This window comes from Parascardovia denticolens DSM 10105 = JCM 12538, from assembly GCF_001042675.1.
Taxonomy (GTDB): Bacteria; Actinomycetota; Actinomycetes; order Actinomycetales; family Bifidobacteriaceae; genus Scardovia; species Scardovia denticolens.
On the sequence record NZ_AP012333.1, the window covers coordinates 741,450 to 754,888 of the forward strand.

At 60.8% G+C, this 13,439-nt stretch carries 11 protein-coding genes; 10 read left to right on the top strand and 1 reads right to left on the bottom strand.

Features of this window, described 5'->3' with window-relative positions:
- The first annotated feature begins 11 nt into the window (after positions 1-11).
- The 7 genes from PSDT_RS03155 (at position 12) to dnaG (ending at position 8,700) form a co-directional block, all read left to right on the top strand.
- The gene (locus PSDT_RS03155; RefSeq protein ID WP_263053135.1) at positions 12-995 is read left to right on the top strand and encodes an ABC transporter permease; all 984 of its coding nucleotides are present in this window, start codon (positions 12-14) and stop codon (positions 993-995) included.
- The gene (locus PSDT_RS03160; RefSeq protein ID WP_006289410.1) at positions 992-1,951 is read left to right on the top strand and encodes an ABC transporter permease; all 960 of its coding nucleotides are present in this window, start codon (positions 992-994) and stop codon (positions 1,949-1,951) included. Before PSDT_RS03155 ends, PSDT_RS03160 begins: the two co-directional genes overlap by 4 nt.
- Positions 1,932-2,744, top strand: coding sequence for an ATP-binding cassette domain-containing protein (locus PSDT_RS03165; RefSeq protein WP_006289409.1), 813 nt, complete (start codon positions 1,932-1,934; stop codon positions 2,742-2,744). Before PSDT_RS03160 ends, PSDT_RS03165 begins: the two co-directional genes overlap by 20 nt.
- Complete coding sequence (locus tag PSDT_RS03170; protein WP_006290500.1) at positions 2,731-3,600, top strand: ABC transporter ATP-binding protein; 870 nt, start codon at positions 2,731-2,733, stop codon at positions 3,598-3,600. Before PSDT_RS03165 ends, PSDT_RS03170 begins: the two co-directional genes overlap by 14 nt.
- 60 nt (positions 3,601-3,660) lie before the next feature.
- On the top strand, positions 3,661-5,016 hold the full coding sequence (alr, locus tag PSDT_RS03175) for an alanine racemase (protein WP_006289407.1): 1,356 nt from the start codon (positions 3,661-3,663) through the stop codon (positions 5,014-5,016).
- A gap of 57 nt (positions 5,017-5,073) precedes the next feature.
- Positions 5,074-6,372 (top strand): deoxyguanosinetriphosphate triphosphohydrolase, encoded by a 1,299-nt coding sequence (locus PSDT_RS03180; protein ID WP_006289406.1) that lies wholly within the window; start codon positions 5,074-5,076, stop codon positions 6,370-6,372.
- A 156-nt stretch (positions 6,373-6,528) separates the two neighbouring features.
- On the top strand, positions 6,529-8,700 hold the full coding sequence (dnaG, locus tag PSDT_RS03185; RefSeq protein WP_006289405.1) for a DNA primase: 2,172 nt from the start codon (positions 6,529-6,531) through the stop codon (positions 8,698-8,700).
- A gap of 166 nt (positions 8,701-8,866) precedes the next feature.
- On the opposite strand, the gene lexA is transcribed toward dnaG, so the two are convergent.
- A complete protein-coding gene (lexA, locus tag PSDT_RS03190) occupies positions 8,867-9,697 on the bottom strand; it encodes a transcriptional repressor LexA (protein WP_006289404.1) in 831 nt (276 codons plus the stop codon).
- 271 nt (positions 9,698-9,968) lie between these two features.
- On the opposite strand from lexA, the gene PSDT_RS03195 reads away from it, so the two are divergent.
- From PSDT_RS03195 to PSDT_RS03205, 3 genes are all read left to right on the top strand, one after another.
- A complete protein-coding gene (locus PSDT_RS03195; protein ID WP_006291550.1) occupies positions 9,969-10,340 on the top strand; it encodes a LysM peptidoglycan-binding domain-containing protein in 372 nt (123 codons plus the stop codon).
- Between the two features lie 220 nt (positions 10,341-10,560).
- Positions 10,561-11,661, top strand: a complete 1,101-nt coding sequence (locus PSDT_RS03200) for a beta-carotene 15,15'-monooxygenase (RefSeq protein ID WP_143828291.1) — start codon at positions 10,561-10,563, stop codon at positions 11,659-11,661.
- Between the two features lie 9 nt (positions 11,662-11,670).
- The gene (locus PSDT_RS03205; RefSeq protein ID WP_006290494.1) at positions 11,671-13,368 is read left to right on the top strand and encodes a zinc ribbon domain-containing protein; all 1,698 of its coding nucleotides are present in this window, start codon (positions 11,671-11,673) and stop codon (positions 13,366-13,368) included.
- Positions 13,369-13,439 lie beyond the last annotated feature (71 nt).

The following is a 13,439-nucleotide window of genomic DNA, read 5'->3' on the forward strand; positions in this document are numbered from 1 at the left end:
ACAGGGCGCTCCTGTGGCGCGGATTGGGCCGACGGGTGCTTTTCTTCCTTCTGGCCCTCTTCCTCCTTTCTCTTCTGCTTTTCGCTCTACTGAGGGTCCTGCCGGGTGATCAGGCCCTGCTGGCGGCGGGGATGAACTCCAGCAAGGAGCAGGTCGCCCGCCTGCGGCAGGACTGGGGGCTGGACCGTCCTTACCCTGTCCAGTACCTGACCTGGTTGGTCGGCATCTTTCGGGGGGACCTGGGGACCTCCGTTTTGACCGGGGAATCCGTCGCCGCTCAGGTCGGGCAACGCTCGCAGGTCACTTTCCCCCTCATCCTCCTCAGCCTCCTCATCGCCGGTCTGATCGGAGTCCCTCTGGGGTTGGCTGGGGCCGGCGCCCGCAAGCCCCTGGCACAGGAGGTCTACCGGATGGCGGCCATCGTGGCCGCGTCCATCCCGGCCTTATGGTCCGGGCTCCTGCTCATCCTTCTTTTCGGGCGGGGCGTGGGTCTGGTCGGGCTCTTTCCCGTCTCCGGTTTCCCCGACCAGGGCTGGGCTTCGCCTGGCCGGGCCTTGGCGAGCCTGATCCTGCCCGCGGTGAGCGTGGGGATCCTCACCGCCGCCTCCATCATGCGTTACACCCGGTCCGCCCTGCTGGACCTGGCCCAGTCGGACGCCATCGCCATGAGCATGGCGGCCGGGATGACCCGGCGGCAGGCCTTGGCCCGTACCGGCCTGCGTCTGGCCTTGCCCCAGCTGGTTTCCGTCTTCGGCCTCACCTTCGCGGGCATGGTCACCGGGGTCCTTGTGGTCGAACAGCTTTTCGCCTTGCCGGGCCTGTCCGGCATGTTGATGCGGGACATCCAGAACCGGGACCTCCTGGCCGCCCAGACGGAAATCCTCCTACTGGCTTTGCTTTTCTTCCTGGTCGGGTTTCTGGTCGACGTGACCCATTCCCTTGTGGACCCCCGGCTGAAGCTCGGGGCCGGAGACCATCAGGAGGCGGCCAGATGAGGAACTTGAAGAGCGTCCCAGCCCTCTCCGGCAGGACTTCCAAGACTTCGAAAGCCGGCCGGACTTCGTCGGCGGCCAGAACCATCATCTCCACCCTCTGGTCCAAACCGAGCGGGACCGTCTCGCAGATCATCCTGATCTCCTGGATCGTGGTCTGCCTCATCAGCCTGGTCTGGACCCCCTATGACCTCCTCCACCAGGAGGGGGACCATATCCTGTCCGCCCCTTCCTGGGCCCATCCCCTGGGGACTGACGGGGCCGGGGCTGACATCCTGTCGTGGCTGATGAGGGGGGGAGTCAGCGAATTGGTCATCGTCTTCCTGGTCGCCGCCTTCACCTTCCTTCTGGGGTGCGCGGGAACGGCTTTGACCGTCTCCTCCCGGCCGGCGGTCTCGGCTCTCTCCCGGGTCCTCCTGGATCTGGTCATCTCCATTCCCACCATCGTCATAGCCATGGTGGTGGCCGTTCCCCTGGGAAAATCCTTGGCCATCGTGATCATCGCCTGCTCCCTGGCGTACTCCTTCAATCTCATGAGGATCGTCCGCCCCCAGGCCGTCCTGGCCGCCCGGTCGGACTACGCCCTGGCCTCTCGCTGGGCCGGGGAAGGGGATTGGGGGGTGTTCCGCAAACATGTCCTCCCGACCATCCTGCCGACCATGGCCGTGCAGATCTCCCACAGCGCCGGAACCGCCATCCTGGCGGAAGTCGGCCTGACTTATCTGGGCATCGGGGTCCCGGCGGACATACCGTCCTGGGGCCACTCCCTGCAGACCTCCTCCCAACTGATCAGCGTCTACCCCATGACCGTGGTCTGGTCCGGCCTGGCCGTCACCCTGGTGGTCGCCGCTGTGAACATCTTCGGGGACTGCCTGCGGGAGGCTTGCGATCCCGTGGCTTCCCCCGCTTTGAGGCAGGCCGTCGGCCAGGAGGTGACCCATGGCTCTTTCGATCGCTGACCTGACCATCACCCTGGGATCCGTGGAAATCGTCCGCCATATCTCCTTGCGGGTCGACCAGGAGGAAAGAGTGGGGCTCATCGGGGCATCCGGCTCCGGCAAATCCATGATCATCAAGGCCATTCTGGGCCTCCTTCCTCTCCAGGCACACGCCTCCGGACGGATCGAACTGGACGGGGTCGATCTTCTGACCTTGCCAGACAAAAAGATGGCCCGCCTTCGGGGGACCTATCTGGGAGCCGTCTTCCAGAACCCCATCACCGCCCTCAATCCTGTGGCGACGGTGGAAAGGAACATCCTCCTGCCGACGAAACTGCACGCCTCTTCCGGACGACGGTTGACGGCGGCCGAGAGGGAGCGCAAGGCAGCTCAGGCTTTGGAATCCGTTGGTCTTCCGCCCGCTTTGGCCGACCGCTATCCTGGCCAGCTGTCAGGGGGGCAGGCCCAGCGGGTGGCCATCGCCGAAGCCCTGGTCAACGAGCCTCGGCTCATTCTGACTGATGAGCCGACCACGGCCTTGGACGCCCTCGCTCAAAGGGAGATCGTGGACCTGCTGACCAGAGAAGTGGCCCGACTGCGGGCTTCCCTCCTTTTCGTCACCCATGATTTCGCCCTCCTGTCCCGCATCGCCCACCGCTGTTACGTCATCGACCAAGGGCGTCTGGTGGAGGAAGGGGCTTGCCAGGGGATCCTGGAGAATCCGCAGGAGGACGTCACCCGTCACCTGGTGGAATCCGCCCGAGCCTTGTCTTTACGCAAGGACTCAGAGAGAGGGCCGCATGAGCATGAATAAAACGGACGCCGAGAATGACGGGAATACTGTGAATGGCAGGAATGGCGTGGGTACCGTGAAAGAGGCGGACGCCGGGAATGGTGAGAAGGAGGCCGGCCGTCCCCTCCTGGAAGTGAAAGAAATCGGCAAACGGTACGCTGGCTCTTCCCAGCCGGCTGTTGACAGGATCTCCTTCCGCCTTTTCCCCGGGCAGGCTTTGGCCTTGGTCGGGGAGTCCGGCTCAGGGAAGTCGACGACCCTCCGCTTGGCACTTGGGCTGGACCAAGCCGACCAGGGTCAGGTTTTCTTCGAAGGGCGGAGTCTGGATCAACCCGCGGTTTCGTCCGATCTGAAGGCGCAGACCGGTCTGGTCTTCCAAAACCCCTTCACCTCCCTCAACCCCCGGTGGACGGTGGCCTCGATTGTCTCCGAACCCTTGCTGATCAAACGCCGGGGGGAGCGAAGAATGGGGAAGGAGGAAGTGCGGGCCCGGGTGCTGCAAGCCTTGACTCAGGTATCTCTGGACCCCCGGGACTTTCTCGGCCGTTTCCCCCAGGACCTGTCGGGCGGCCAGGCCCAAAGGGTGGCCATGGCCCGGGCCCTGGTTCGTCATCCCCGGCTTTTCGTCGCCGATGAGCCGGTGAGCGCCGTGGACGTGGGCGGCCGTTTGAGCGTGGTCCGCGCCTTCCAGGGTCTGAAAGAGGAAGGGAAGTCCTTGCTCTTGGTCCTTCATGACCTGGGAATCGCCCAACAGCTGGCCGACCGGATAATGGTCATGCGCCAAGGGCGTTTGGTCGAGGAGGGGACGGCCGAGGACGTGATCGGACATCCCCGGCAGGCTTATACACGTCAGCTGCTCGCCGCCGCTGAATGGTAGATTTCGAATGGTAGATTTGAATGGTCAACCAGGGGCAGACCGCAGGCAAAAGAGGGTGGCATGACTTTATCGGCAGTGCAATGGGATTTCGCCAGTCAAAAGGCTGAGGATAACTATCGGCGGGCTTTGCGCCGGTATCCGGCCCAGGTGGTGGTGGATCTGGCCACGTTGAGGGACAATATGAAGGCCATGGTCGATCGGGTCCATGCCGTCAGCCCTTCCACGGCCGTTCTGGGAGTGGTCAAGGCCGACGCCTACGGGCATGGCCTCTTGCCGACCGCCCTAGCCGCCTTGGCTGGAGGGGCCACCTGGCTGGGGACGGCCCAGTCCCGCGAAGCCCTGCTCCTGCGCCAGAAAGGGGTCGGCCCTGATCGGGCCCGGATCATCACCTGGCTCTATAACGGCCGGCAAGACCCCTTCGATCGGCTGATTTCCCAAGACATCGACCTGGCGGTCGGCTCCTTGGCTGGAATCGACGCCATCGTCCGCGGGGCCCAGAAGATCGGTCGCCCGGCCCGGGTGCATGTGAAAGTGGACACCGGTTTCGGCAGGAACGGTTTCACCCCGGAAGAGTTTGACCAGGCTTTGACCCGCTTGCGTCAGGGGGTGGATGCCGGCCAGCTGGAAGTGGTCGGCCAATGGAGCCACCTGTCCGTGGCCGACGCCCCCGAGGACCCGGCCAGCAGACGGGCGACCGACGATCAGATAGCCCTCTTCAACGAATTCACCGACCGCATGAAGGTCGCCGGCCTTCCTCCTTCCATACGGCATCTGGCAAATACGGCCGCCACTTTCACCCGGCCGGAGATTTATTTCGAGCTGGTCCGCCCCGGGGTGGGGCTTTACGGGTACGAGCCGGATCCGGTCATGGGGACCGGGGAGGATTACGGCCTCAAGCCGGCCATGACCTTACAGGCTCAACTGGGGACGGTCAAGAACCTTCCGGCCGGCCATTCCATCTCTTATGGCCGCACCTATCTGACCGAAGGGGAGACCTCCACGGCTGATCTGCCTTTGGGCTACGCCGACGGGATCCCCCGTTCCGCTTCCGGTTTCAACCGGGCCGGGGCCTTAGGGGTGGATCATCCTGGCGGCCCCGTCCGGATCATGACCAACCAGGGGCCTCGCCTGGTCCGGGTCAGCGGTCGGGTCTGCATGGATCAGTGCATCCTGGACCTGCATGGGTCGGCCGAGGATTGGGGGGTGAGCGAAGGCGACACGGTGGAGCTTTTCGGACCTGGTCGGGGAGAGGCTTACGCCGAGCCGACCGCCGATGATTGGGCCCGGGCAGCCGGGACCATATCCTATGAGATCTTCACCTGCCTGCGTAACCGGATCCCCCGTCTCTACCTCCATGCCCAGAACGTCCTGTCTGCGGAGGACGTGGGCCTGCTGGACCCGACCACGGTGATCTGATTTCCCAAAGAGTTGAAATTCCAAGGAAAATCGAGCCTTCCCCTTAGAGTTCAAGGTATGGCAGGTCATCTGGATGAATTCGACGCCGAGAAGTCCTTGCGGTCTGAAGGGTATTCGGCTTTTGACGAGGAGCGGTGGGCCCCTGAAGCGGCCAAGTCGCGCAAAAGGACCGAATTCGAACGGGACCGGGCCCGCATCGTCCATTCATCGGCCTTGCGCAGGCTGGGGGCAAAGACCCAGATCCTGGTCGCCGGCACCGATGATTTCGCCCGTACCCGTCTCACCCATACCTTGGAGGTCGCCCAGATCGGCCGGCAAATCGCCCAAATGGTCGGCTGCGACCCGGATGTGGTCGATTGCGCCTGTCTCTGCCACGATTTGGGGCATCCTCCTTTCGGCCATAACGGGGAGAAAAAGCTGGCGGAGATCGCCGAGCCCATCGGAGGTTTCGAAGGCAACGCCCAGACCTTCCGCCTCCTGACCCGTTTAGAGCCGAAGATCTTCCGCCCCGACGGCCGCAGCGCCGGGGTCAACCTGACCAGGACGGCCTTGGACGCCGCCACCAAATACCCTTGGACCAAGGAGGAAGGGGCCAGACATCCCGATGGCCCCCGGGGCAACAAATTCTGCGTCTACCCCGACGACCGGGAGGCTTTCGACTGGCTGAAGATCGGGGCCCGACCTTGGGCCAAACCCATGGAATGCCAAATCATGGACCTGTCCGATGACATCGCCTACAGCGTGCATGATGTGGAGGACGCCATCGTCGCCTCCTCCTTCGACCCCCTGGCCATGAGGGACGCGAAGGTCCTGGACGGGTTCGTGGCCGCGACCAGGGACTGGTACGGGAGCTCCTGGGATGGGGAGGGGCTCCTGGCGGCCATCGAACGGCTGCAGAAAGACAAGGTCTTCCCCGAATATTTCACCGGGACCCGGCACTCCCTGGCCCAGCTAAAGAACACCACCTCCCGCCTGATCGGGCGGTTCACGGCTTCGGCCGAAAGGGCTACCAGGGAAAAGTACGGCCAGGGGAACCTGACCCGCTACAGCGCCTCCATGATCGTCCCCGAACAAACCCAGTACGAAATCATCGCTTTGAAGGGGATCGCGGCCTACTTCGTCATGGAACCCCGGGAGCATGAGGCCTTCCACCACGAGCAGCTGACCATCATCGAGGACTTGGTGGACTTGTTCATGAAGGATTCCCCCCACATGAGCGACGCTTTGGACCCCGCCTTCATCGAGGACTGGGAGGAGGCCACCAACGACGAGGAGCGCTTGCGGGTGGCCATCGACCAGGTGGCCAGTCTCACTGATGGTTCCGCCTTGACCTTGCATTCGCTTTTCTTCAGTTGAGTTTCCCGGGCCGCCGTGTCTTTCATCGCTGTCTTACTTACCGTCGGCCCATTCACCGTCGTGTCTTTCAGGTTGAGGCTGGGGTAGAATAAAATTCCTTGACTTGGTGCCCGGGCAATCGTCTCAGGCCTGATCGCCAAATCGGAAAGGAGTGCCATGCCTGGCTATATCAGCAAGAAAAGCGTGGAGCAGGTTCGGGCGGCGGCCGACCTGTACGATATCGTCAGCGCTGATGTCACCCTGAAAAATAGCGGGGCTGGCTCCTTCGTCGGTCTCTGCCCCTTCCATGACGAGAAGACCGGCTCCTTCCACGTGCGTCCCTCTCTGGGGACCTGGCACTGCTTCGGCTGCGGGCTGGGCGGGGACGTCTTCGGCTATGTGGAGCAGAAGGAGAACGTCGATTTCGCCCAAGCCGTGGAGCTTTTGGCCGACCGTTACCATATCGAGCTGGAATACGAGGACCAGGGCCGGGGGAAGACGGACCGTCAGCGCAAAGGGGCCACCCGTGCCCGGCTGCTCGAAGTCTGCGAACAGACCCAGAAGTTCTTCGCCTCCCAGCTGCCCACCGATGATGCCCTCCCCGCCCGCAAACTTCTGGGCGGCCGCAATTTCACCCAAAGCGATTGCGAACGATTCGGCTGCGGCTACGCCCCACAAGGCTGGGACACTTTGGTCCGGCATCTGTCCTCCTTGGGCTACACCCAGGAAGAGATGGTGGAGGCGGGCGTGGCCCGTCGGGGGCAGAACAATTCTGCCTATGATTATTTCCGAGGCCGGGCCACCTGGCCCATCCGCGATTCCACTGGCAGGACGGTCGGTTTCGGGGCCCGCCGCCTTTACGATGACGACAAGATCGAAGCCAAGTACATCAACACCCCGGATACGGCCCTCTACCATAAGAACCAGGTCCTTTACGGGATCGACATCGCCAAGCCCAACATCGTCAAAAAGAGGCAGATCGTCATCGTGGAAGGCTACACCGATGTGATGGCCTGTCATCTGGCTGGGGTGGATGTGGCCGTGGCCACTTGCGGCACCGCTTTCGGCCAGGAGCACGCCAAGATCGTCCGCAGGTTCATCCGCGACGATTCCCTGGGCGCCGTCCAGCTGGTCGGGCCTACCCATGGGTCCGGGGTCATCTTCACCTTTGATGGGGATGCGGCCGGGCAGAAGGCGGCCTTGCACGCTTTCGGCCTGGATGACGCATTTCTGACCCAGACTTTCGTGGCGGTGGCCCGCGAGAATCTGGACCCTTGCGATTTACGCATCAAATACGGGGACGAAGCCGTCCGCAACCTCATCCATGATCGGGTCCCGCTTTACGACTTCGTCATCCAAGCGGCCATCCGTTCCTTTGACACCCAATTCACGACCGGCCTGGTCGGCGCCATGAAGGCGGTTGCTCCGGTCATAGCCAAAATCCGGGATGACTCTTTGTTGGATTCCTACACCCGCAAATACGCCGGGCAGATTGGGGTGAGCGTGGGGGACCTGCGTCGGGAGGTCTTGGCGGAACGCAGGAGGCAGCGGATTGCCTCCGCTGACGCCTACGTTCCGCGGCGGTCCGCTTATGGGACAGGCTCTTATGAAAACTCTTTCGGCTACGGGGGCGGGGCTGGCAGCGGTCCGGGAGGATTCGAATCGGACCGTTCCTCGGATTCGCAGCCTTTGGATCGCCGCCTCTTCCAGGAATGGGCCAATAGGAAGAAAGCTATCGACAAAGGCTATTACCGGGTCGATGACACGGTCTTCTCCACCGAACAACAGTTTTTCGGCATCCTCATCCAATCGCCTCTGGCCTTGACCGGCCCGATGAACGCCGAGCTTTTCTCCCGCTTGACCCGGCGCTGTTTCACCACGCCCGTTTTCCGCAGCATGTTCGACGCCTTGGAAGTGGCCGGGGGACTCCCGCAGTCCGATACACCTCAAGGGCTATGGATCCATGAGCTGACCAAGGCGGCCGGCCCCGTCCTCACCCGGGTGATCAATGAACTGGCGGTCCTGCCTCTGCCTTTGTCGGCGAAGAACCGGACTTCGGCCGGGTCCGATCAGACGGCGTCCTCGACTGGTCCCGGACCTTCTGGTCGTCCTCAAGGACCGGCTCCGGTGCAGCTGGCCCCAGCCACGGAGGCCGAGGTCAAGTTCGCCCATCAGCTTCTCGTAGGGATTCTGGACGCTGACGCCATGAGGGCAATAGCCCAGTTGAAACGCAAGATGAATCGCTTGCCTGAAGGCGAGGAGAAGATCCGCCTGCTGGGGACCATGAACACCATTGAAACCTGGCGGAAGGACCTGACCGCCCAAGCTTACGGGAACACCAACTATTAAGACGATTGAAGACGATTGAAGGCTATTTAGGGCTATGGAGTCAGTGGAGTCTGACCGTTGACCGGGTCTTAGGGAAGTCCTGTGCGCGATCTTACCGGCGTTTGTGCTTGCAGAATGTGGCTTGCTGGAACCGTTTTTGCCAGAGAGCGGTTTTGCCGGAGATCAGCTAGATTTTGCGCAGGACGGTCACCACTTTGCCCATGATCTGGGCATAGGTCCCGTCGATGGGGGAGTAGGCCGGATTGTGAGGCATGAGCCAGACATGCCCGCTTTTGTCCCTGCGGAAGGTCTTGACCGTGGCCTCATCGTCCAGAAGGGCGGCCACGATGTCCCCATTCTCGGCCGTCTTCTGCTCGCGGATGACCACGAAGTCCCCGTCGCAGATGGCGGCGTCGACCATGGAATCGCCATGAACCTCCAACATGAAGAGGGTCCCTTCCCCTGTCAGGCGTTCCGGCAGGCGCATGACATCGTCCACATGCTGTTCCGCCGTGATGGGCACGCCGGCCGCGATGCGTCCGACTAGGGGGACGTCGTGGGATTGGGCGATGGATTCGCTTTCGGATTGTGAAGGGAATGGGTAGATTTCCGCTCGTGCGCTGGTTGGCCGTCCGGATCCCTCGTTTTCGGCTGTTTCTCGGTCTTGATTCTCGTCCTTTGGTTCGAGGTCGGATTCACCGTCTGAGATCTCCTGTTCGGTGATCGACTGGGGCTCCTCACTCGTGATGAGCTCTATAGCCCGCCCCTTATTGGCGGCCATGCGGATATAGCCTTTCTTCTCCAAGACGTCCAATTGATGTTTGACGGATGAAGTCGACTTGAGGCCCACCAAGGCCGCGATTTCGCGGAAAGAGGGGATATAACCCTGGCTGGTCGAATAGTGGCGGATGGCCTCCAGAACTTGAAGCTGACGGACCGTCAAGCCAAGGGACCGGGCTGTATCCGGCTGTGCGGGGGTTCCGTTCGTGGCGTGTGCGCCAAAGGGGACTGTCGTCATAATCATTCCTCACTGTGGGTCTTGTTCTCGATTATAGCGTGAATTCTTTGTAAAGGCAAACAGATGTTCGAAAAATGGTCTTGAAATAGTCGAACAGATGTGCGAAAATAAGAACACCTGTTCGAAACATCTCTTCGACGATGGTTGGAAAAAGACGTAGAAAAGACATGGAAGCAAGAGCTGATGCGGGAATGGGGACAACGTGAACAAGGGCCCGGCGGAAACCGGGCGACTTGAAGGAGGAACAATGACTCAGGCATATGCAAGGAGCATGAACCGAATTGGTGGCGGCCGGGCCGCCACCATGCGGAAGTCCGGACGGCGTCATCACATCAGGGTGAGGCTGACCCCCTTGGGCAAGGGTTTCGTCGGTTTGCTTTGCTTTGGCGTTTTCGCCGGCGGATTCGGTCTGGCCCATCGGGCCCAAGCCCAGCCGGAGGATACAAGGCCCCAGGTCGTCCATTCTTATGTGGTCGGGCCGGGAGACAGTCTCTGGAAATTCGCTCAAGAGAATTTGCCGGAAGGTCAGAGCGTGGACGAGTACATGATTTATCTGGCCAAACTCAATCATCTGACTTCCACCACCTTGGTCACCGGTCAGAGGATCGTCGTCCCGGAAAGCCAGGACAATCTGACCAAATAGTGAACCGAACAACCTCCTTGATTGCCACGGACTGCTAGGAACGGCTAGGAAAGCGGATGGGTGAAGGGAAGTGTGCGCGCTATAGATAGTGAGTCATGCCAGATGGGATGGTCTCCCGTTGCGTCTTCTTCGGGTAGTAACCTGGGAACGCATTCATTTTCGGTATAAAGAGAGATGGATTATTATGACTCGAGAGGACTGGATAGAGTATTTTGAAGCGGTGAATTCTCGTACTCCTTCCGAAGAAGAGATATCCCAGGCCTTGGCGGACGGTGAGTTCCAGGAGGGATCTCAGCCGGCTCCGGCCTTCCCTGCTGCGGCTCAGCCGACTTACGTCCCAACAGCTTATCCTTATACGCAACAGACACAGGCTCAGACGGCTCAAAGTCAGCCGGCTCCGGTTCAGGTGACACGAACCCTGACTCAACCGCAAACACAAGCGCAGCCGCGGGCGATACCGCTTCAACAAGCGGCCGTTAATGGTGGTCAGACGCTACCGAGGGTCTGGCAGAAGGGTGGCAATTATTTCTCTTGGTTCGCGCATTGCCTGAAAAACCCTCAGGGGATCGCCGGGGAAAGTCGTCCCGGTGCTGGCCTGGTGACCATGGTGGTCTCCGCTCTCCTTCTCGGGTTCGCCATCGTCAACGCCTTGCACCGCGTCGTCAACTCCTTCTTCAACGGGATCGAGCAATTGATGCGGGCGAGCATATCCTCCTCCACGGCGGATTTCTCCGCTCTTAATCTCCTGCGTTCCTACCTTGATCAGAACATGGGGTGGGGGCAAGCCTTCCTGTATTCCTTGCTCGTCTTCGTCATCTATCTGGTGGCTCTGGTCCTGCCGGCAGGCTTCAATCGTCTTGCGACCAAGGGTCAGCCCCAGCAGGAAGGTTTCATTGATTTCTGTGGACGTTATCTGACCTTGTACCCCCTGATGGTCATCATCAATCTGGTCGCTCTCATCGTCAGTTTCTTCGTCCCCAGCACCCTTTTGCTGACCACGTCCAGCTTCGGCGCGCTCACGTCCGTCTTCAGCGCCCCGCCCCAGGATTGGGCGAAGAGAATGGCCGATGCAGTCCCCGATCTCGGGGGCTCTTTGGCGGCCATGTCCATCATCATGACGTTGATCGTGATCGGTTTCGTCTGGATCTTGGTCGTCTTCGCCAAATCGTCGGCCAGCTCCCTGGGGAAGGTCAACAACATCTACATGACCTTCTTCCTCATGCTTCTCCTCATCCTCGTCGCATATCTGGTGGCCCGTTTCGTAGGAGGCAACCTCACGTCGCTCTTCACTGGGATGTCCCAGGTCTCAAAGAATTTCTAAGGAGGGAAAATGAACGAGAAAGAACAATGGGTGGCCGCTTTCCAAGAGGCCATGGGGCGCAACCCCTCTCCCCGGGAATTCATGGATGGGAAAGCGGCTGGCTTTTCTCTTGATAGCCTGCCTGCATCCACACCGCAGGCGTTTGACGAAAGCGTTGACCGCGTCGAAGGCGGCAGCAAGGTTGAGAACGTCGAAAGCGACGGGCAAGCCGAGGCTCAGACCGGCAGGATGCCGGTTGAAGAGGCGCAAACGGGAAGGGTTGATGAACCGACCGGGCGAATCCTGACCCCGCAGTCGGCCACTCAGGCGGAGACCACTGTCCTGCCCCCTGTGACCGCCCCAGCAGTCCAAACCGCCCCGGCTCCCGCCGTCATGCCGGCCCGGATTCCTCCGCAAAACCAGGCGGCATCGGCTTCGGCGACGGCAACGTCAGCAACGGCGACGAAGAAAAAGATGCCGGTCTGGGGGAAGGTCCTCATCGCGGTTTTCGCCTTCCTGGTCGTTGCCTTCATTGTCTTCTATTTCATCGGTTCCCAGTATTTCTCCCGTCAATCCGTGGTCAACCGGTACATAGAAGCCAGTCATCAGGGTCCTCAGGCAGTACTCAAATACCAAGTCTGGGCGGACGACAACCGGGGAATCAGCCCAGCCGATTTGGCTTACGCAGATCAGGGCAAGATCCAGATGCCGACCCAGAAGGAAGTCTTCGAAGGTTCCGCCATGCGGAACGTCGGCCATACGCTTCTCATCTTCCCCGACTGGAAAGTAGTGGTCAAGCCCGCTTCGGCCACGCTCAAGACCAATACCTCCGGTCTGGACCTGACCATCAACGGTCACAAGGTGGGAACCTCGCAGTCCTCCTCCTATCAGAAGATCTTCTCCCACCTTTATCCGGGGACTTACGTCTTCGCGGCCAGTGGGAAAGTGAACAACCAGGACATCAACGTGTCCACCAGCAAGGATCTGACTGCCGGCAACCAGGAGATCCGCCTAGCCGTGCGTTATATCAGTTTCGATGTGCTCAGCAACCTGTCTGACGGAGACCTTTATGTGGGCGGCCAGAAGGTGAGCACCCTGTCGGACGGGACCGGGTCCGTTACCAAACTCCCCGTGGCCGAAAGCGCGGACGTCTACGTGCGTAAATCCTTCGCCGATGGGACCAGCGTCAAGACCAAGACGACGAAAGCGTCCGACATCTCCGATGGGGAGACGGTCTATCTGAACGCCGCCCACATCCTGGACAGGGACACGGCCAACGACCTCATGACCAAGGCCCACGGCATGCTCCAGTACTACGCCGATAATCAGACCACGGCCAGCGACTTGGACGACGTCTTCCTGGGAGGGACGAGCAACAAGTTCTATTCCGACGTGAAGAACAACATCGACCTCAACATGACCAATGCCAAGAACCGCAAGGCGGACAGCATCACCTTCAGCGACGTCAACGTCACCAAGGTGACCCAGACCGGCAAGAACACCTATAAGGTCGACTTCACCTTGAAAGAGGATTTCTACTACAGCTACAACTCGGACGATGACAACTCCGGAGACATCATCGAGAATCTGACTTGGTCGGCCAATGTCAAGTACGTGGGAGGAAGCAGCTCGTACGACGAGAACGGCACCGCCTACGTCAGCGACTTCCGGGTCGTCTCCCCGAACGGCAACGGCAAGGTGACCCATACCGAGAACACCATCGAGTAATCAAGTAAGAGGGTGAAGTCCTTGGGCAGTAGCTCTTGAGCAGTCCATGGATAGACCCTGGGCAGAGCTCG